This is a genomic window from Desulfovibrio sp. (genome assembly GCF_035644575.1).
Classification (GTDB): domain Bacteria; phylum Desulfobacterota; class Desulfovibrionia; order Desulfovibrionales; family Desulfovibrionaceae; genus Desulfovibrio.
Genome location: NZ_DASQOG010000227.1, coordinates 1 through 19,223 on the forward strand (window position 1 = coordinate 1; position 19,223 = coordinate 19,223).

The 19,223-nt window shown below is 57.3% G+C and carries 11 protein-coding genes and 1 pseudogene; 5 read left to right on the forward strand and 7 right to left on the reverse strand.

The window, feature by feature from the left end:
- Positions 1-221: 221 nt before the first annotated feature.
- The 5 genes from VEZ52_RS12755 to VEZ52_RS12775 form a co-directional block, all read right to left on the reverse strand.
- Positions 222-932, reverse strand: a complete 711-nt coding sequence (locus VEZ52_RS12755; protein ID WP_324837157.1) for an ABC transporter ATP-binding protein — start codon at positions 930-932, stop codon at positions 222-224.
- Positions 933-935: 3 nt separating this feature from the next.
- Positions 936-1,706: an ABC transporter ATP-binding protein gene (locus VEZ52_RS12760; protein ID WP_324837158.1), complete on the reverse strand. Its 771-nt coding sequence runs from the start codon at positions 1,704-1,706 to the stop codon at positions 936-938.
- Positions 1,703-2,674, reverse strand: coding sequence for a branched-chain amino acid ABC transporter permease (locus VEZ52_RS12765; RefSeq protein WP_324837159.1), 972 nt, complete (start codon positions 2,672-2,674; stop codon positions 1,703-1,705). Before VEZ52_RS12765 ends, VEZ52_RS12760 begins: the two co-directional genes overlap by 4 nt.
- Complete coding sequence (locus VEZ52_RS12770) at positions 2,671-3,576, reverse strand: branched-chain amino acid ABC transporter permease (RefSeq protein ID WP_022659474.1); 906 nt, start codon at positions 3,574-3,576, stop codon at positions 2,671-2,673. The genes VEZ52_RS12765 and VEZ52_RS12770 overlap by 4 nt, the downstream gene beginning before the upstream one ends.
- Positions 3,577-3,733: 157 nt before the next feature.
- Positions 3,734-4,855 (reverse strand): branched-chain amino acid ABC transporter substrate-binding protein, encoded by a 1,122-nt coding sequence (locus tag VEZ52_RS12775; protein ID WP_324837160.1) that lies wholly within the window; start codon positions 4,853-4,855, stop codon positions 3,734-3,736.
- A gap of 643 nt (positions 4,856-5,498) precedes the next feature.
- Between VEZ52_RS12775 and VEZ52_RS12780 the strand changes: the two genes are divergently transcribed.
- From VEZ52_RS12780 to VEZ52_RS12800, 5 genes are all read left to right on the forward strand, one after another.
- Positions 5,499-7,667 carry an amylo-alpha-1,6-glucosidase gene (locus tag VEZ52_RS12780; protein WP_324837161.1) on the forward strand — a complete coding sequence of 723 codons (2,169 nt, stop codon included), beginning with the start codon at positions 5,499-5,501 and terminating at the stop codon, positions 7,665-7,667.
- Positions 7,668-7,677: 10 nt separating this feature from the next.
- Positions 7,678-9,027, forward strand: coding sequence for a glycosyltransferase (locus tag VEZ52_RS12785; RefSeq protein WP_324837162.1), 1,350 nt, complete (start codon positions 7,678-7,680; stop codon positions 9,025-9,027).
- Positions 9,027-10,283: a glycoside hydrolase family 57 protein gene (locus VEZ52_RS12790; protein WP_324837163.1), complete on the forward strand. Its 1,257-nt coding sequence runs from the start codon at positions 9,027-9,029 to the stop codon at positions 10,281-10,283. Before VEZ52_RS12785 ends, VEZ52_RS12790 begins: the two co-directional genes overlap by 1 nt.
- A 29-nt stretch (positions 10,284-10,312) precedes the next feature.
- The gene (gene glgP, locus VEZ52_RS12795) at positions 10,313-14,569 is read left to right on the forward strand and encodes an alpha-glucan family phosphorylase (RefSeq protein WP_324837164.1); all 4,257 of its coding nucleotides are present in this window, start codon (positions 10,313-10,315) and stop codon (positions 14,567-14,569) included.
- A 135-nt stretch (positions 14,570-14,704) separates the two neighbouring features.
- Positions 14,705-15,622: a serine hydrolase domain-containing protein gene (locus tag VEZ52_RS12800; protein WP_324837165.1), complete on the forward strand. Its 918-nt coding sequence runs from the start codon at positions 14,705-14,707 to the stop codon at positions 15,620-15,622.
- Positions 15,623-16,075: 453 nt separating this feature from the next.
- Here the strand turns inward: VEZ52_RS12800 and VEZ52_RS12805 are convergent, their stop codons facing one another.
- Together VEZ52_RS12805 and VEZ52_RS12810 are read right to left on the reverse strand one after the other, a co-directional pair.
- Positions 16,076-18,301: a diguanylate cyclase gene (locus VEZ52_RS12805; RefSeq protein WP_324837166.1), complete on the reverse strand. Its 2,226-nt coding sequence runs from the start codon at positions 18,299-18,301 to the stop codon at positions 16,076-16,078.
- A 531-nt stretch (positions 18,302-18,832) separates the two neighbouring features.
- Positions 18,833-19,223, reverse strand: a pseudogene (locus tag VEZ52_RS12810) (adenylate kinase); the annotation flags it as partial.

A 19,223-nucleotide genomic window follows, 5' to 3' on the forward strand; every position in this document is an offset into this window, starting at 1 on the left:
TTTTGGTGGCTTTTTCCAGAGGGGTCATAGCAAAACCTCCATGCGCAGCAGCGCCGTATTGCTAAAATAACGGCGGAATGGCCGCCGCGTTGGAATGGAAAAATATAGTTGAAAGCAATTTTCTGTCAAGTAAAAGAAGTGAAAAATTTTTCAGCCGGGCTGCGGCGCGCAAACCTCATACTATTGCGGACGCTTGTAAAAAAGCAGCCGCTCCGTCTGGCCTAGCCGCCCAGATATGCCTCGCGCACGCTGGCATTGGCAAGGAGGTTCTCGGCGCGGTCTTCCATGACCACGCTGCCCACTTCAAGCACATAGCCGCGCGTGGCCAGCTTGAGCGCCGCCCGCGCGTTCTGTTCCACCAGCAGCACTGTCACGCCTTTCTTGTTGATGGCCCGCACGGTTTCAAAGATGGAGCGCACCAGCAGCGGGGCAAGGCCCAGCGAAGGTTCATCCAGCAGCAGGAGGCGCGGCTCGGCCATGAGGGCTCGGCCTATGGCGAGCATCTGCTGCTCGCCGCCGGAAAGCGTACCCGCGAGTTGATCTTTGCGCTCGTGCAAACGCGGAAAAAGATCAAAAATCCATTCCAGCGTGCGCTCGCGGCGGGCCTTGTCCTCAATGCAGAATGCCCCGAGGCGCAGGTTTTCCAGAACGCTCATGATGCCGAAAACGCGCCGCCCTTCGGGCGACTGGGCAATGCCAAGCCCCACGACCTTGTGGCTCGGCAGGCGCAGCAGGTTTTGCCCTTCAAAGATGATTTCGCCTTCAAATGGGCGCACCAGCCCGCTGATGGACAGCAAGGTGGTGCTTTTGCCCGCACCGTTGGCCCCGAGAATGGTGACGATTTCGCCTTCGTCCACCCTCAGGTCGATGCCGTGCAGCACTTCAACACTGCCGTAGCGCACGCGCACATTAGACAATTGCAACAGGGACATGGTTTACCACTTTTCGTCGTCTGCGCCCAGATAGGCCTCAATGACGGCGGGATCCTGACGCACGTCTTCGGGCTTGCCCTGGGCAATCATGGTGCCGTGTTCCAGCACCACCAGTTTTTCGCAAATCTTCATCACCAGACGCATGTCGTGCTCAATAAGCAGCACGGTGATGCCCCTGTCGCGGATGGCCCGGATGGTATGCACCAGAGCGGCGGTTTCCTGATCGTTCATGCCGCCTGCGGGTTCGTCCAGAATCACGAGGCGCGGATCGGAGGCCAGGGCGCGGGCTACCTCAAGCAAACGCTGGTTGCCGTAAGAAAGGCCGCCAGCGGCCTCGGTATAGCGGTCGGCAAGGCCCACAAATTCCAGCTCTTCCATGCAGCGGGTAACGGCGGCTCTTTCTTCCTTGCGTTGACCCGGCGTGTGCAGCATGCACGATATCAGGCCGGATTTCATGCGGCAGTGCCGCCCGGCAAGCACGTTCTCCAGCACAGAAAGGCGGCCGAAGAGGCGGATGGTCTGGAACGTGCGGGCGATGCCCAGTTCCACCACCTTGTGCGGGCGCAGTCCTGCAATGGATTTGCCGTCAAAAAAGATGCGGCCCGATTCCGGCGTATAGTTGCCGGTTATGCAGTTGAAAACAGTGGTCTTGCCTGCGCCGTTGGGGCCGATAAGGCCTACAATGCTGCCAGCGTCCACGTCAAAGGTAAGATCATTCAGGGCAATCAGGCCGCCGAACATCTTGCTCATTTCTTCAAGGCGCAGCAGGGTCATGCGGGCCTCCCGTCAGTGGCAGCCGCAGGCGGCGCATCCACCTTGTAGCGCCGCTGCCTCGGGGGCAATAATCCCTGAGGCCGCCAGACCATCATGACCATCATGGCAAGGCCGAAGATAAGCATGCGCGCATTGGAAAATTCGCGCAGTACTTCGGGCAGGCCAATGAAAAGAAACGCGCTGATAAGCACGCCAAGCTGGCTGCCGCCGGAAAGTATGACCACCGCAAAGATGATCACTGATTCCATAAAGTTGAACGATTCCGGCGCAATGGTCGTCATTTTCGCGGCATAGAGCGTGCCAGCCATGCCCGCCCAGAACGCGCCCAGCACAAAGGCCGCCAGCTTGTAATGGGTGACGTTGACCCCGCAGCCTTCTGCGGCCACGTCATCTTCCTTGATGAAGTTCAGCGCCCGGCCAAAGCGGGAATGCCACAGGCCGTAGAACAGCAGCAGGCTCACGCCCACCATGCCCCAGACCAGAAAATAGAACTGCATGCTCTTGACGATCTTGAAGCCAAAAAACATGGGCCGACTGATGCCGAAAATGCCGTTGGCGCCGCCCGTGAGGCCGAAAACATCGTTGATAAGCGCAATGCGCACAATTTCCACAATGCCGATGGTGACGATCAGCAGATAGTCCCCGCGCAGGTGGATGATGGGGCGGGCCACAATAAGGGCGAATATGGCCGCCGCCGCGCCGGAAATGGGCATGACCCAGAGCACGGGCCAGTGGCAGACCGTGTTGAGAATGGCGGTGGTGTATGCGCCCACGGCAAAAAAGGCAGCGTGCCCCATATGGAATATGCCCGCCTGTCCCAGAATAACATTGAGTGAAAGGGCCAGCAGGGCGTAGAGGCCAACGCTCACGCACACATCAAGCCAGTAGGCATTGCAAAAGAGCGGCAGTGTGCACAAAAAAAGGCCCGCAGCCGCATACACGGCAAAATTGCACGGAAGTTTTTTCATAGTTTGTCCGCCGTGCGCTCGCCCAGAATGCCGGTGGGTCGGATAATCAAAATGAGAATAAGCACCAGAAAGGCGATGGCGTCCTTCCAGGCAATGGCTATGTAGCCTGCGGCCAGGGCTTCGATAACGCCGAGCAAAAGCCCGCCCAGCATGGCGCCGGGGATGTTGCCGATGCCGCCTAGAATGGCGGCGGTAAAGGCCTTGAGGCCGTATGACCAGCCCATGGTAAAATCGATCTGCCCGTAGTAGATGCCCACCATCAGGCCCGCCGCGCCGCCAAGACCGGGGCCGATAAGAAAGACCAGCGAGATGATGCGGTCAACGTTGATGCCCATAAGCTGCGCCGCGCCGGGGTCGATGGCCACGGCGCGAATGGCCGCGCCTGTGCGGGTGCGCTGGATAAAGGCCCAGAGGCCGAGCATCAGCACAACGCTGGCCGCGATAACCAGCAGGCGCACGCCGGGCACTTCAAGGCCGAGCATCCTCACCGTAAAGTCGGGGCGCAGATAGTCGGGGTACACGTAGAAGCGCGCGCCGTAGATCAGCATGACCGCATTCTGGAAAAATATGGATGCGCCAAGGGCGGAAACCACGGCGGAGAGGCGGTTGGCATTGCGCAGGGGGCGGTATGCCGTACGCTCAAGCAAAAAGCCAATAATCGCCACCAGCAGGGCCACCATGACAAAAACTGCGGCTACCGCCAAAAAGGGATTGAGCGCACCCGCCATATTGCAGCTGACAAGCAGGGTAAGCCCCAGATAGGCGCCAATGGTAAACAGGTCGCCGTGGGCAAAGTTGATGAGCTTGAGCACGCCATACACCATGGTGTAGCCCAGCGCCACAAGCGCATAGATGCCGCCCACGGCCAGGCCGTTCAAAAGCTGTTGGAGAAATTGTTCCATAATGTTCGGCGTTGGTACTCGGCATTTGGCGGGCGACCGGGTTACCGGTCGCCCGCCGTAATGAACGCGTCCTCAAGGGGATTGCGCTTTTCGCCGGAGCGTTTATGCCCCGGGCGTGTATCTGTGCAACATGGGCGCGGTTTTTGACCGCGCCGCACTACTTGGGCTGCAAAACGAAGTTGCCCGTGGCGTCAACCTTGTAGGTACGGTAGAACTCGCCCACGCGGTCGCCCTTGGCGTCAAAACCAAGGTTGCCGGAAAGGCCGGGCATACCCTTGAGTTCCTTGAGCCATGCGGCCATTTCCTTGGGAGTGTCCTTGCCGGCTTCAAGCGCGCCTTCAATAACCTTGAAAGCATCGCCAGCCAGCACGGCCCACACGGAAACAGGTACGGTATTGTACTTGGCCTTGAAGGCTTTGAGGAAGTCCTTGGCTTCAGGCGTGTCCATATCCTGCGGCAGCGGCGGGCTGATGAAGAAATAGCCCGTGGCGGCTTCGTTACCGGCGATCTTGACCAGATCCTGATGGTTGGCGGCATCGCCGCCCATCATGGGAACGTTCCAGCCCATTTCTCTTTTCTGCCGCAACAGCATGCCGGTTTCAGGGTAGTAACCGGTGAAGAACACGAGGTCGGGATTGGCAGCCTTGAGCTTGGTCAGAATGGCGGTGTAGTCGCGCTCTCCGGGGGTAAGAGCATCGTAAAACACCACTTTCATGCCGTCTTTTTCAAGCACGGCCTTGGTTTCTTCCGCCAGGCCCTTGGCATACGAAGAATTGTCGTGCAGCAGGGCCACGGCCTTGTAGCCGCCCTTCTTGATGGCTTCGGCGGCGGATTTGCCCTGCGCATCGTCACGCGGGCAGGTGCGGAAAAAGAGCTTCAAGCCTTTTTCCGTGAGGCGCACGCTGGTGGAGCCAGTGCCGATCTGCACCAGTTCAGCCTCGTCCAGAATGCTCTGGCTGGCCTCGGTCACGGCGGAGCCGTAGGTGCCGATAACAGCCACAACTCCGGCGGAAGCAAGCTTCTGCGCGGCCAGAGCGGCGGTGCGCGGGTCGCCCGCGTCGTCTTCGACCACCAGCTGAACCTTGCGGCCCTTGATGCCGCCCTTGGCATTCACATCGTCAACCAAGAGGGTAACGATGTTCTTCATATCCAGGCCTTCGGAAGCCCATTTGCCCGTAAGCGGGCACATAAGGCCAACCTTGATGTCACCAGCCAGCGCCGCAACAGGCACAAGCAGGGTAAGGGCCAGAGCCCCAAGCCAACGACCAAGTGCTTTCATGAACTACCCCCGTCAGGTATGCATATATTGTGAGCAACGAACAAGCGTACCCTAAAAATGAAGAAAGAAAAAGCCCCCAGTATCGCCGGGCCGCGCTTTGGCGCAAACAGACGCAGCCCGGCAAGGGCGTCAGGGCAGCGCTTTCGCCATGCCGCCTTGCGCGGCAGTTGTAATCAGCTATGAGTACTTACGGCTGGTTTATACAGCAAAGCAGTGTGAGCCTGTCCAGACCGTCATGGCAAATTGCACGATTGTAACGCAATGCTCACACGACTATTTTATATTGGTCAAATTCTTCATGTATTATTAGCCAGCTAACAAGTATGTCGCGTTTGTGGCATCGTTAAGGCGATAAGTCTGAAAACAAAAGTAGCACGCTCTCGACAGCCAAAAAATAATGGGATAAGATAAAACTGTAAAAACAGAGAAGACCTTTATTTTTTTAAATGTTTTTCTGTTGCGGTTTTCGCGGTCAGAGGTTCGGCTGTTTCAGGTTCTCTCTGCGCCCTTTCCGCCGTACCTTCCTGCAAGCATTGCCGCAACTTGGGCCGCCCAGCATTGTCTGGCGGTCTGGCGGCGATTGCGCCCTTCGTCTTCCCGCAGCATTCGCCATCGCGCTCCATCTGTGAGCCAAGGAGGCCGTATGCGGTTCAGCTTTGACAAGGCAGCTTGCCAGAATACACGCAGGGCGCTGCACCGGGAGTGGCTGCTCACCAATGGGCGGGGCGACTGCTCCGGCAGCAGCATCTTGTGCTGCAACACGCGCAAATATCACGGCCTGCTTATCGTCAACACGCCGCATGGCCGGCATGTGCTGCTCTCTGCACTTGAGGAATCGGTGTGCGGCGGCGGCAGGGAATTCTTTTTTTCCACCCGTCAGCATCCCGGCACGCTCTATCCCAACGGACACGAGTATCTTGAAGCTTTTCAGCTCGACCAGTGGCCGCAGAGCACCTATCGGGTGGGCGAGGTAAGCCTGAACCGCGAGGTGCTGCTTGCGAGGGATAAAAGCCTGCTGCTGTTGCGCTATGAGCTGCGCGGGCCGGAGGGTATCCCCCCGCTCACTCTGCGCATCAAGCCCCTGCTGGCCTACCGGAATATCCACGCGCTCACTCGGGCAAACCCGGCCTTGCGGCCCGATACCGTTGCCGTGACCGGCGGTTTTGCCGTTCGTCCTTATGAAAGTTTGCCGCCCCTGTATATTCAGGCCGCCGGGGATTCCGGCAAGGCTTGCGCCAGGGCTGTAAATGCCGAGGGCGCGGCGGCCAGCGAAAAATGCGGGCCGCAAGCCGCCGCCAGTTTTGTGGCTGGGCCAGACTGGTGCCGCAATGTGGAATATTTTGAAGAGCGCGAACGCGGTTTTGACGACAGTGAAGACCTCTTCATGCCCGGCACGCTTGAAATAGCTCTGCCGCCGCTGCCGCAGGGCGGTTACGTGTATGTGGCGGCTGGCACGGAAGCCTGCGGAGAAAACCTGCGCGCACTGTGGGAGATGGAAAGCCGCGCCCGCACTGATGCCCATCTTGCTGGCGGCGGCCTTGCCGGGCAACTGGCGCAGGCTGGCGGCCAGTTCTGCATCACGACGCCTTCTGCCCGATCCACCGTGATTGCCGGGTATCCCTGGTTTGACGACTGGGGGCGCGACACGCTCATCAGTCTGCCGGGGCTGGCCTTTTACGCTGGACGCGAAGAATTTGGCCTGCGCGTTCTGGCCGAGGTGGGGCGGCATGTCCGCAATGGCCTTGTACCCAACATGTTTTCGGAATCGGGCGAGCATGCCTACAATACAGTAGACGCGTCCCTGTGGTATGCCTTTGCCCTGCAACAGGCGCTTGCCACTGTTCCCGATGGTCTGGCCTGGGCGCGGCAACACGCCTGGGATGCCCTGAAAGCCATCATCAAGGGCTACCGCAAGGGGCCGGGCATGGGCATCTTTGTGGATGCCGAGGGTCTGCTGCATGCGGGCAACGCCCACACCCAGCTCACCTGGATGGATGCCCAGGTGAACGGCTGCCCGGTCACTCCCCGGCACGGTTGCCCCGTGGAAATCAACGCCCTCTGGTACAACACGCTTGCCTTTGCCGACAGCCTTGCCGCCGCATTTCAGGAGCCGCTGCTCACGGGCGAGCGCCAGCGAGCAGCCATGCGCGATGCGTTTTTGCGCCGCTTCTGGACAACCGATGCGGGCGGCTATCTGGGCGACGTGTGGCGCAACGGACAGCTTGACCGAAGCGTGCGGCCCAATCAGATATTTGCCGTCTCCCTGCCGCATGCGGTGCTTGCGGACGATTTTCAGCCGCAAGTTGTGGAATGCGTGCGCAACAGGCTGCTCACGCCCTTTGGCCTGCGCACCCTTGCCCCTGACGCCGCCGCATACAAAGGCAGGTACGAAGGCAATGGCGAGAGCAGAGATGCCGCCTACCACCAGGGCACGGTCTGGCCCTGGCTGCTTGGCCATTACGCGGATGCGCTGCTGCACACGGCCTGGGATATGAACGGCGCTGTTCAGGGTTTGCTTGATATGGTGACGCCCCTGTTCTGCCAGCATCTCTGCGAAGCCGGACTTGGCAGCATTTCAGAAGTTTTTGACGGCTCCCCGCCATATAATCCCGGCGGCTGCACCGCCCAGGCCTGGAGCGTGGCCGAGTGCCTGCGCATGCTTAAAAAACTGCAAAAGGCCGCGCCGGATGTTTACGCTCAATGGGAGCAAAGGGTGGCGCATTGTCTGGCCCATCCCGCATCCGGCGACAAAACCGGCGTATGCAGGGCAACCATGACTCTGGGCGTGTCCGCGCCCGGCAGTGAAGAATAAGGGTTTAGCCATGCGAGTGCTTATGTTTGGCTGGGAATTTCCGCCCCACATCAGTGGAGGCCTGGGAACGGCATGCTTTGGCATGACGCAGGCTCTGGCAAAAAAAGGGGCGGAGATCATCTTTGTACTGCCCCGCGTGGAAGGCGGCAGTGGACAGAACAGTTTTTTGCGTCTGCGGGGGGCTTCGGGCACCCCGGTGGCTCCGCAGCTTGCGGAAAACATGACGCAGGCCGGGCATGAACTCTGGGCCAGCAGCATCCGCTGCCTGCCATTGGAAAGCCCGCTTGTTCCTTACCTCACGCCGCAAGGCTATGCCGAAGCACTGGAAAATCTGCGTCAGGAGCCAGGCAATGCGGCCAGTACTCGTGCTTTTGCGCCGCATGCGGGCAGTACTGCCCACAAAGGCGAGATCACGTTTGAACTGCACGGCGGTTACGGGCCTGACCTCATGGCCGAGGTGCAGCGTTACAGCCGTCTGGCCGGGGCCATTGCCGTGCAGGAACAGTTTGACGTCATCCACGTGCACGACTGGATGACCTATCCTGCGGGCATGATGGCCAGAGCGCTGACCGGCAAACCGCTGGTGGCGCATATCCACGCTACGGAATACGACCGCAGCGGCCTGAACATCAACGAACAGGTGGCGGGCATAGAACGCGCCGGGCTGAACGCAGCCGATGTTGTGGTTGCCGTAAGCCGCCTGACCCGAAAAACAGTCATTGAACGCTACGGCGTAGCGCCCGAAAAGGTGGTGGTTGTGCACAATGCCGTTGCGCGGCATGAGGCCGGGCGCTGCTATCTTGTGCCGCAACGCATCCGGCATGAAAAGCGCGTGTTGTTCCTCGGCCGTGTGACATTCCAGAAAGGGCCGGAATACTTCATGGAAGCTGCCCGTCTTGTGCTGCAAAAAATCCCCAATGTCCGCTTTTTCATGGCTGGCAGCGGCGACATGCTGCCGGCGTTGATCCGCAGGGCAGGGCAGTTGCGCATGGGGCGGCGCTTCCATTTTGCCGGATTTTTACGTGGCGAGGATGTGGACCGCATGTTCGCCCTCAGCGATCTTTATGTCATGCCTTCAGTTTCCGAGCCTTTCGGCATAACGCCGCTGGAGGCCATGCTGTACGATGTGCCAGTCTTGCTCTCGCGTCAGTCTGGCGTTTCAGAAGTGCTGGAACACGCCCTCAAGGCCGATTTTTGGGATACGCGCGACATGGCCGACAAAATCTGCGCGGTGCTGCGTTATCCCTGCCTTGCCGCTGAACTGGTGAAAAACTGCCGCGAAGAAATGAAATCCATCCGATGGGAAAATGCCGCTGACCAGTTGCTGACCATTTACCGGGATGTCCTTGGAGGTCACTGATGCCTGCGCTATGTCTGTGTTTCAATATACATGAGCCGTACCAGTTCCGTCGCTACACGGTTTTCGATATGGGGCAGAGCTCCGTTTACGAAGATGATGACCGCAACTGCGAAACCATGTTGCGCGCGGCGCGCCTGTGCTATCTGCCAGCCGCAGAAATGCTGCTCAGGCTTGTGCGCCGTCATGAAGGCGCATTTGCGGTGTCGCTGTGCGTTTCGGGCACCGCCCTGGATCTTTTTGAGCAGTACGCTCCTGAAGTGACAGAAAGCCTGTGCGCCCTCGCGGCTACGGGATGCGTGGAATTTGTCGCTGAAACTTCAGCGCATTCGCTGGCCTTTCTGTATTCCCGCGAGGAATTTGACAGGCAGGTCAAGGCGCAGAGCGTGCGCATCAAAAAACTGTTTGGCAAAAAGCCCACCACCTTCATGCATACGGAATGCGTGTTCAACAATGACCTTGCCGCCGCCTTGCAACAGCATGGTTTTAAAACCGCGCTGGCCGAGGGTGCGGATCAGGTGCTTGGCTGGCGCAGCCCCAACTGGGTGTACCGCCCGGTTTCCGGCCCAAAGATGAACCTTTTGCTGCGCAATACGGCTCTTTCTGACGACATGGGTCTGCGTTTTGGCGACAGGGGCTGGAGCGACTGGCCGCTCACCGCCGACAAGTTCGCCTCGTGGTGCCACAGCCTGGGTGATAAAGCGGATGTGATAAATATTTACAATGATTTTCATATATTCGGCCTGCGCCATGGTCAGGATTCGGGCATTTTCGATTTTATGTCGGCCCTGCCCGAGGCCCTGCTGCGCGACAGTCGCTTCAGGTTTGCCACGCCCGGCGCCATTGCCGGAAAGCGCACTCCCGCCGGAGAGGTGGACGTGCCCCAGTTCGTGTCGTGGGAAGAAAGCGGCCACGACCTGACATCGTGGCTCGGCAACGACATGCAGAAAGATGCGATCCATACGCTTTACAGTCTTGCCGCCCGGGTGAACGCCAGCGGCGACAGGATGCTGTTGCACGACTACGAGCGTCTGCAAACCGCCGACCATTTCCGGCACATGTCCACCAAGTGGTTTTCCGGCCCACGGCAGGACAGGCCCAGCCCCTTTGACAGCCCCTATGACGCCTACATCACCTATATGAATGTGCTGGCAGATTTTGAGCTGCGTCTTGAAGCCGCAGAACTGGCAGGTAAAGAGCACAAGCCCCGCAGGGCACGCAAGAGCAATGCCCGTTCCGGCACTGATGCGTCCGTTTAAGCCAATCGGCCTTTCCATAAGGAGAAATCATGAATTTTGATAACAGCACCGTCACGTTGTTTGAGGTCAGTTGGGAAGTCTGCAACAAGGTGGGGGGCATTTACTCTGTGGTCAGCAGCAAGGCATTGCAGGCTGTAGAGCAGTTTGGCGAGGACTATTTTCTCCTTGGCCCGTCCCTGGCGGAAAATGTGGGTTTTGAAGAAACGGACGAGAATATCTGGGATTCGCTTCGCCTGGCATTTGCCACAAAGGATCTCAAATGCCGCATGGGCCGCTGGAATATTCCCGGTCGTCCCAAGGTCATTCTGGTGGATTTTGCCAAGCGTTACTCCAGTAACCAGCTTTTGTACGATCTGTGGAAAAATTACGGTGTGGATTCACTTTCCGGCGGATGGGACTATATTGAACCCGTCATGTTCGCCACGGCTTGCAGTGCGGTTATTGCGGCCATTCATGAAAACAGGGTCGAACCCCTTGAAGGACGAAGCGTTGCCCTGTTCCACGAATGGATGTGCGGCGCGGGTCTGCTTTCGCTCAAAAAACTGTCTCCCGGCATAGGCACGGTGTTCACCACCCATGCCACCATGCTCGGGCGGGCCATGGCCGGAACAGGGCGGGATATCTATTCCAACCTGCGCAGCATCAACCCCGCCAACGAGGCCGCAGCCCTGAACATCACGGCCAAGTGGTCGCTTGAGGGGGCCAGTGCGCGCGAGGCGGACGTTTTTACCACTGTCAGCCCCATCACCGGCGAGGAATCAGCGGTGCTGCTGGGGCGGCAGCCCGATGTCATCACCACCAACGGTCTGGATATGCGGGTTATCCCTGATTATTCCGTAGACCGCTCCCGCCCCTTGGAACACCGGGCGCGCATAGTGGAGGCCTCCAACCGCTTTCTGCGTTGCGAACTGCCCGCCAACACACGTATTTTCGCCATTTCAGGCCGCTATGAAATGCACAACAAGGGCGTGGACATCTTCCTTGATGCCCTGGCCAAGCTTGAGCAGAGCCTCGCGGGCACGGACGCTTCCATTCTGGCTCTGTGCCTTGTCATGGGCGGGCATACGGGCGTTAATACCGCTGCTGTTTCTGGCGACCCCGAGGCCAACGACAACGGTCAGCCCTTTATCTGCACGCATTTCGCCTGGAACGCGCCGCAAGACCCCATACTCAATGCCTGCCGTCGGCTGGGCCTGAACAACAGGCCGGAAAACAGGGTCAAGGTCATCTTTGTGCCAGCCATGCTCAATGGGGAAGACGGCTTTTTGAATATGCCCTACGATGAAGTCATGTCGGCCTGCGATGTCGGTTGTTTCCCCTCCTGGTACGAGCCGTGGGGATATACGCCGCAGGAAAGCGCGGCCTGGGCCGTGCCCACCCTTACCACTGATCTTTCAGGTTTTGGCATGTGGGCGCGCACTCAGTTGCAGGAGGGCACCGCTACGTTCAAGGGCGTGTGCGTCATGCCCCGCCGGGGCATGAACCTTGAGCAAAGCGCCACAGTGCTGCACGAGCATCTGATCCGCGCCGCAACCTGCGCAGTGGATGATTTGCCCCAATGGCGCGCGGAGGCGCGTGCGCTGGCAGAAAAATCATCGTGGCAGTTCTTTTTTGAAAACTACGTCAGGGCCTTTGAGATAGCCTTCAAAAAGGCCTCCACCCGGATTAACTGTGATTGCGGGCATGCGGCGCTTGCGCGGGTGCTTTCCACATCGTGTTCCGCCACGCCATTTTTGCGGCCCATCATGGCTGTTGCCGAGGTGCCGGAAGAGCTTTCCCGCCTGCGCGACATTGCCCGCAATGTGTGGTGGTGCTGGCACGACAAGGCCAAGGCCCTGTTCATGGCACTGAGCCCCTCCCATTGGGAGAGCTGGCGTAATCCTCTCAGGGTGCTGGAGCAGGCCGATCCGGAGCGCTTCCGCGATCTGCTGGAAAACGAAGACTACATGAATCTTTACCGTGAGGTCGTTGCCAAGTTTGACGCCTACATGGCCGAACCCATCCGCTCGCTCAGCACGGATGTGACGCCAGAAGCCCCCATTGCCTATTTTTCCACAGAATACGGCCTGAGCGAATCCATCCCCATTTATTCCGGCGGGCTGGGCGTCCTCTCTGGTGATCATCTCAAGTCTGCTTCGGACATGGCCATCCCCCTGGTGGGCGTGGGGCTTTTATACAAAAACGGCTATTTCCGGCAGGATATAGACGCCGATGGGCGGCAGGTGGCCCAGTATCCCGTCAACAACTTCGGCCTCATGCCCATTTCGATGGTGTACGATGCGGACAACCAGCCGGTCTATGTGCAGCTTGAACTGCCGGGCCGTCTGCTCTTTGCAAGGGTGTGGAAGCTGGCCGTGGGGCGCATAACCCTGTACCTCATGGATACTGACACCCGCCGCAACACCGACGAAGACCGCCGCATTACCGACAAGCTTTACGAGGCCAACCGCGAGGTACGCCTGTTGCAGGAAATGCTGCTGGGCATGGGCGGCATGCGGCTGTTGCGCACGATGCGCATAATGCCCAGCGTTTTTCATATGAATGAAGGGCATTCGGCCTTTATGGCCATGGAACGCCTCCAGGAATGCCTGAGCATGGGCATGAACTATGCCGAGGCAACTGTGCGGGTGCGCTCCAATACGGTGTTTACCACGCACACGCCCGTGCCTGCTGGCAACGAATCCTTTTCTCTGGAACTGATGGAGCGGTATTTTAGCGGAATCGCGGCCAACCTTGGTTTGTCCTGGCAACAGTTTGTGCAGCTTGGGCAGATAGAGGGCGGCAACAGCAACTCCTTTGAAATGACGGTGCTGGCTTTGCGGCATTCGTGCTGGGCCAATGGCGTGAGCCGCCTGCACGGTGTTGTTTCGCGCCACATGTGGAACAATCTCTGGAAAAGTTTGCCCGTGGCGGAAACGCCCATCGGGCACGTTACCAACGGTATTCATGTGCCGTCCTACGTGGGCAGCTGGATGCATGAGCTGCTGCACCAGTATCTTGGTTCTGGCTGGATGCAGTCGCCTCCCGGTTCCAGTGTGTGGGACAAGGTGGACCATATCCCTGACGAGGCATTCTGGGCGGCCCGTATGCACCAGAAGGAAGCCCTGCTTGACGATCTGCGCCGCCAGATCCCGGAATTTATCCAGAAGTTTCATCTCTCATCGGATGAACGCAAGCGCATGGAATCCATGCTCAAGCCCGATACCCTCATTATCGGCTTTGCCCGCAGATTCGCCCCCTACAAGCGCGCCACGCTGATTTTTGCAGACCCGGACAGGCTGGCCCGCATACTCAGCAATACGAATCGTCCTGTGGTGCTGGTATTTTCCGGCAAGGCGCATCCTGCGGACGAGGCGGGCATCAACATGATTCAGGAAGTGCTGCGCATGTGCCGCGACGAGCGTTTTCTGGGCCGCATATTCTTTGTGGAAAACTACAGCCTTGCTGTGTCGCGCATTATGGCCCAGGGCTGCGATGTCTGGCTCAATACGCCGCGCAGGCCGCACGAGGCCTCAGGCACCAGCGGCATGAAACTGCCCGTCAACGGCGGCATCAACTTGAGTATTTCTGACGGCTGGTGGTGCGAGGGCTACAACCGCCAGAACGGCTGGACCATTGGCCCGGTGGTTTCCACAGAACTGCCCAGCAGCGAGCAGAATGACTACGCCGATGCAGAGGCCCTGTATTCACTGCTGGAGAACGCCGTTGTCCCCCTGTATTTTGAGCGCAATGGAGAAGGCCTGCCCCTGGAATGGATTGCCACGGCCAAGCGTTCTCTCAAAAGCCTTACGGCCATGTACAGCAGCAATCGCATGCTCAACGATTATATCCGTCAGTTTTATCTGCGGGCGGGGCGCAGGCGCAACATGCTGCGCGACAACAACTGGGAGGCCTGTCGTGCCCTTGCCGCCTGGCAGAGTGATTTGCCCGCGCGTTTTGGCACGGTCAAGGTGGACGAACTGACCATCAGCGGTGTGGAAAACAATACCATGGTCTGCGGCGAACCTGTGAGTGTGCAACTGCGTATGCACCTTGGCGAAATGAAGCCGCAGGAAATACTGGTTCAGCTTGTGATCGGGCAGGCGCTCATTAACGGCAGCTTCCGCGACAAGCCGCAAATCCTGCGCCTCGAGCCGAGAGCAGAAGAAAACTGCAAGGAATGCATGCGCTATGCCGCAAGCTACATTCCAACGTTCAGCGGTCATTACCGATACGGCGTGCGTATCATGCCCGTGCATCCGGCGCAGGCTTCGCCGCTGGAAACGGATAATATCCTCTGGGCCTAGACGTTTTACCGCTCTTTGCGGGATGAAAGCGTAGTTCTGCCGCGCTCCGTGCTTGATGCGGGGCGCGGCAGTTTTTTTGCTGGGAGAGGGCGGAGTCTGTAGTGGTGCGCATTGCCAAGGCGTTAGGGGTGTTTTATGGTGCGCCAATCTGCCCGCAGTCTGGCTTGCGAATTTCTGCGCGGCCTGTACGCCTACCTTGGGGGAATTATGATCCACCGCCGTGCGGTTTCGTCCCGGCTTTCTCAAGCGCTCCGTGTTATTTGCCTGTCTGCCGTCCTCGGTATGGCGTGTCTCATGCTGGTTGCCTGCGCTGGCAAAAAAACACGCGAAGCAGATGATCTCCGCAGAACAGTTGTGGAGATGGCTTCAAAAAAGGCGGCCCTGCCGGAGGTTCCGGGCCTTTCTGTCGCCTTGCTGCGCAAGGGAGAGGATACCCCCGTGTGCGCCGCCTTCGGTAATGCTGCGCTGGAAAACCCAACTCCCCTAACCACAGATTCGCGCTTCAAAATTGGTTCTGTCACCAAGGTGTTCACAGCCACGCTTATCCACCGCCTTATTGAAGAGGGCAAGCTGGAGTACAATACGCCCATCAGTCGGTTTTTCCCCACCTATCCCAACGGCAAGGATATTACCGTGCGCAATCTGCTGGAGCATACGTCCGGCATGCCGGAAATGCTTGCCCTTGCGCAGGTTCAGCAGAATTTGGCCCGTTACTGGTCGGCAATGGAGCTTATCGACATGGTGGCAAAGCAGCCGCCCCTATTCCGATCCGGTACGCGGCAGCAATATTGTAATACCGGTTTCCTCATGCTTGCTGTTATTGCCGAAAAAATTACGGGCCGCCCTTATGGGGAACAGGTGCTCGACATGTTTGTGGGTAAGCTGGGCATGGAGTCTCTGGTGGTGGGAGTGGACGGAGAGGTGGTCCCTCGCCTGGCAAATGGTTACACTTCTAACGGGAGCAAAATGCAACTACCCTTGCAGCCAGTATTGCTATTGCCAAGGGCACAGGCAACCTTGAAGCCACACCGAATGATGTGGTGCGCCTTGTAAATCTGGACCGTGTGCTGAAGAACAACGTTTTTGAATCATTGCCCCTCAGTCCTCTGGTTTTGCCCGATGGAAAGGAGGCCGTATCCATCTCTAAGAATAGTCACTATGTCAGCAGTGAACTTGATGGTTGCACACTCTTTTTATTCAACGAACCCAGAATAGATCTAATAGGTAAGCTTGGATTATTCCCCGGCTTTGGCACAGCGTATCTTTATGACCGCCAGACAGGTTATGCCGTTGCTGTGAGCGTGAACAATGAAAAGGCCATTTCGCATGCCATAGCGCTGGGGGCCGAGATATTGCAAGCCATGAGACAGCGGAGCGCAGAGACGGCACGTTGATCTGCGCTACTTGGGCCTCTAGCCTACGAATACACGAAACAAGGATGCGGCTATTTTCTGGAACAGCCGCATCCTTGAGTATTAGGCAAGAACCTCATTGCTGGGAATCGTCCTACTTTGCATCGTCATTCATTTCTTTATAGAACACGCATCTGTTCCGGCCCAGTTTTTTTGCCGCGTAGGTGGCCTTGTCTGCCTTATTGAACAGTTCGGCATAGGTCGTGCCGTCCCGTGGACTGCACGCCACGCCAATGCTGGCGGTCAGGGTGAGGCATGAGTGCTGGTCGCAGCACTGGGTGTGCAGCTGTTCCACAAGTATGTGGGCACGCTCGCGTATGCCAAGCAGCGACATCTTTTCTGTACAGAAAACCAGAAATTCATCGCCGCCAATGCGTCCCACAATGTCCACGCCACGGAAATTGCGGCGGATGATCTGGGCCATGTCAAAGAGGGCCTTGTCGCCCATGGCATGACCGAAGCGGTCATTGACGCCTTTGAAATTGTCAAAATCAACCATGAACATGGCGTAGAATTGCGGCAGGGGAGATTCGTGCGTTTCCAGAAATTGCGATACCGCCTTCTCCGTAGACATCTTGTTGCGCATGCCGGTGCCGCTGTCGCGCGTGGCCTGGGTGCGTAATTGCAGCTCCAGAGATTTTTGCTTGTCGATATCTGTAATAATGCCAATGGAGTATATTGGTGTGCCTTGGGTGTTGGCAATGTTGGAGGCCTCAATGCGGAACCAGCGGTATTCCCCCTCGGCGTCACGCAACCGCGCCTCAAGGGTGCATTTATGCTGGTGCGGCGCAAGGCGCACCTCTTTTTGAAAAGCCGCAAGACGTTCCTGATCATCAGGAAACAGCGGGATGGCAGGGTCATTCTCGAGGATATTAAAAACAGCGCCAAAGGTGTGCAGCCATTGGGGCGAACAGGAAAAATAGCCATTGACCAGATTTTGCTCGAATATGTTGATGTCGTGCTGTTCCAGAATAAACTGGTAACGTTCATCAGATATGCGCTTGGAAAGCGCTGCTTCTTTATTGCGGGTTATGTCAAAGACAATGCTTTGTATGTAGGATCGGCCGTGTTCGATATTGACCACAGATCCTTTGTGATACAGCCAGATCAATGCTCCGTTCTTGGTGCGGGTGCGGTATTCCACGTCTATGGGTTGGCTGTTTTTCATCTGCTTGCGCATGGTGCGTAGCGTGGATTCGCGGTCTTGTTCATACACAGTGGCAGAAAAACTGTTGCCGTATGTTTTTTTAAATTCCGCCTCGGTAAAGCCGAGCATTTTTACATAGTTGGGGCTGACAAAAAGGAATGTGCCGTCAGGGCTGAAAAACTTGAGCACCCCGCCGGACATGCTGGCGATGATGGAGCGGTAATCCTCCTGCTGGCGGCGCAGCTTGCGGGAGGAATTGCGCTCGAGCAACAGCAGGAATGTAAGGATTATGCCAGCCAGAATGACCAGCCGCCAGACAAGCTCGTTGGTGATGAGCGACTGTTTTGAAACGGCCGCATTGCCTGCTTGCTGCGGAACAAGGGAAACCATGCGCCAGCCAAAACGTTCAACAGGCGTTGTGGCGATGAAAAGGCCCGTGGCCTTGTCAAAAAAAGTCACGGACTGCTGTGTGCCATCTGCAAATTTTTGTCGCAGCATGTCCGTTACATTCGGGGGGAGCCCGCATGGGGTGAACGAGGCAAAGAGGTCATCCATGGCCTTGCCGGGTGGCGGAGACCAGAAGAGCGGCTGGCCTGAATCATCAAAAACCATGTTGTAGGTGTTGTTGCTGAACGCCCACGTTTCCATATTGGTTTCTATGGCTTCTGCCGGAAATTCGCTGATAAGAACCGCCTGTACGTTGCCGTGGGCAACCAGCGGGTTCCCAATGATCAGGAGCCGTTGGCTGGTGGTGCCCCCTGCTGTGGCAACATGGGTCAAGCCCTGGCGGGTGCGTAAAAAAATCGGATCATTGCTGTAGTCTGCCTGCGCGCCTCCGCCGTCAAAGCCCTTGCCTTCAGCATCAACAATGCTGAAACGCCTGACGCCATGGGCGTAAAACAGTGGGGCAAGCCCAAGCACGTATTCCCTGCTGACGCGGTATTCCTGCTGCGCCAGATACTTGGTCATTCCGCTCATTTCCATCATGCTGTTACGCACAGCCTGATAAAAATTGTTGCTCGCGCGGACGTTCACTTCGGCAAGGCGTGTAAGTGTAGTGGCAGAGATGTTTGATGTAACATCGCTCGCGTAATCATGAATAAAAAATATGGGGGCAAGAAATAAGAGAACAAGAACGGCAAATGATATGAGAGGCTTGGAGATATCTGACATGTCTCATTATCCGTGGTGTTTGAACCAGGGTAGGCCGTTGAGACGAAAGAACCCCTGGGCATGGCCCGGGAGTTTGTATCTGCACGGTGCGGCAAACGAGCCGCTGAGTATCAGTTGTTGCTGCTCCATCTGTATCGGGGGAGTCTCTGTATCACTGCGAAAAAACGGGAAAGGTAAAATTCTTCAGTCTATACTTTACCTGTTATGCGTAAGGGAAGTGCAATCAGTCTCTGTAGTCGTGATATTTTCTAGAGTTTACGTGCGGTCTCGAGATGTTGTCAACATATATAGTCTGGATAATGCTGTTTATTTGTAGCAAGTTATAACATTATGGATTAACTGTTAAAAATATTGCTGAGGGCCCATTTGCAATGGCAGGATGTGATCTGTCCACATGTGCAGCAATCACATGGCGGCCCGGCAAAAAAGCAAAAGGCCCTGCAAAAGCAGGGCCTTTTCTATATAACCGTACAGCAAGAGGTTTGCCCGGCAATCTGCCGAGTCAGGCGCTCCTGGCTGTAGAATGGCTAACTAGGCAAGTTTGGAGAGCAGGGTTTCCTTGATGGAATCAATGCTGCCTTCGCCATTCAGTTCGATGTATTTGGTTTTGCCAGCGCCCGCGAGGTCCTTGTAGAAGTACGCGGCGGCCAGGGTGCCATCGGTGGTGTTGTAGTAAATGTCGTGACGCTTGTTGATGGCGCCTTCGTCCTGGTCATCGGAGCGGCTGGAGAGCGCGCCGCCACAGACGCGGCAGACATCGCCGTTGGGCTTGATGGCGTCAATGAAGATGTTGTTGGGGTGGTTGTTGTTATTCTTGCAGAGGCGGCGGCCCATGATGCGGTTTTTGGCCACTTCGCGGGGCAGAAGAATTTCAACCACGTAGTCAAGCTGCATGCCTTCTTTCTGAAGGGCGTCCCACAGC

What these genes read in the sequence shown, in the direction of transcription:
- VEZ52_RS12755 (WP_324837157.1), bottom strand. Translation starts at nt 932, where the DNA reads ATGTCCCTGTTGCAATTGTCTAATGTGCGCGTGCGCTACGGCAGTGTT.
- VEZ52_RS12760 (WP_324837158.1), bottom strand. Translation starts at nt 1,706, where the DNA reads ATGACCCTGCTGCGCCTTGAAGAAATGAGCAAGATGTTCGGCGGCCTG.
- VEZ52_RS12765 (WP_324837159.1), bottom strand. Translation starts at nt 2,674, where the DNA reads ATGAAAAAACTTCCGTGCAATTTTGCCGTGTATGCGGCTGCGGGCCTT.
- VEZ52_RS12770 (WP_022659474.1), bottom strand. Translation starts at nt 3,576, where the DNA reads ATGGAACAATTTCTCCAACAGCTTTTGAACGGCCTGGCCGTGGGCGGC.
- VEZ52_RS12775 (WP_324837160.1), bottom strand. Translation starts at nt 4,855, where the DNA reads ATGAAAGCACTTGGTCGTTGGCTTGGGGCTCTGGCCCTTACCCTGCTT.
- VEZ52_RS12780 (WP_324837161.1), top strand. Translation starts at nt 5,499, where the DNA reads ATGCGGTTCAGCTTTGACAAGGCAGCTTGCCAGAATACACGCAGGGCG.
- VEZ52_RS12785 (WP_324837162.1), top strand. Translation starts at nt 7,678, where the DNA reads ATGCGAGTGCTTATGTTTGGCTGGGAATTTCCGCCCCACATCAGTGGA.
- VEZ52_RS12790 (WP_324837163.1), top strand. Translation starts at nt 9,027, where the DNA reads ATGCCTGCGCTATGTCTGTGTTTCAATATACATGAGCCGTACCAGTTC.
- glgP (WP_324837164.1), top strand. Translation starts at nt 10,313, where the DNA reads ATGAATTTTGATAACAGCACCGTCACGTTGTTTGAGGTCAGTTGGGAA.
- VEZ52_RS12800 (WP_324837165.1), top strand. Translation starts at nt 14,705, where the DNA reads ATGGTGCGCCAATCTGCCCGCAGTCTGGCTTGCGAATTTCTGCGCGGC.
- VEZ52_RS12805 (WP_324837166.1), bottom strand. Translation starts at nt 18,301, where the DNA reads ATGTCAGATATCTCCAAGCCTCTCATATCATTTGCCGTTCTTGTTCTC.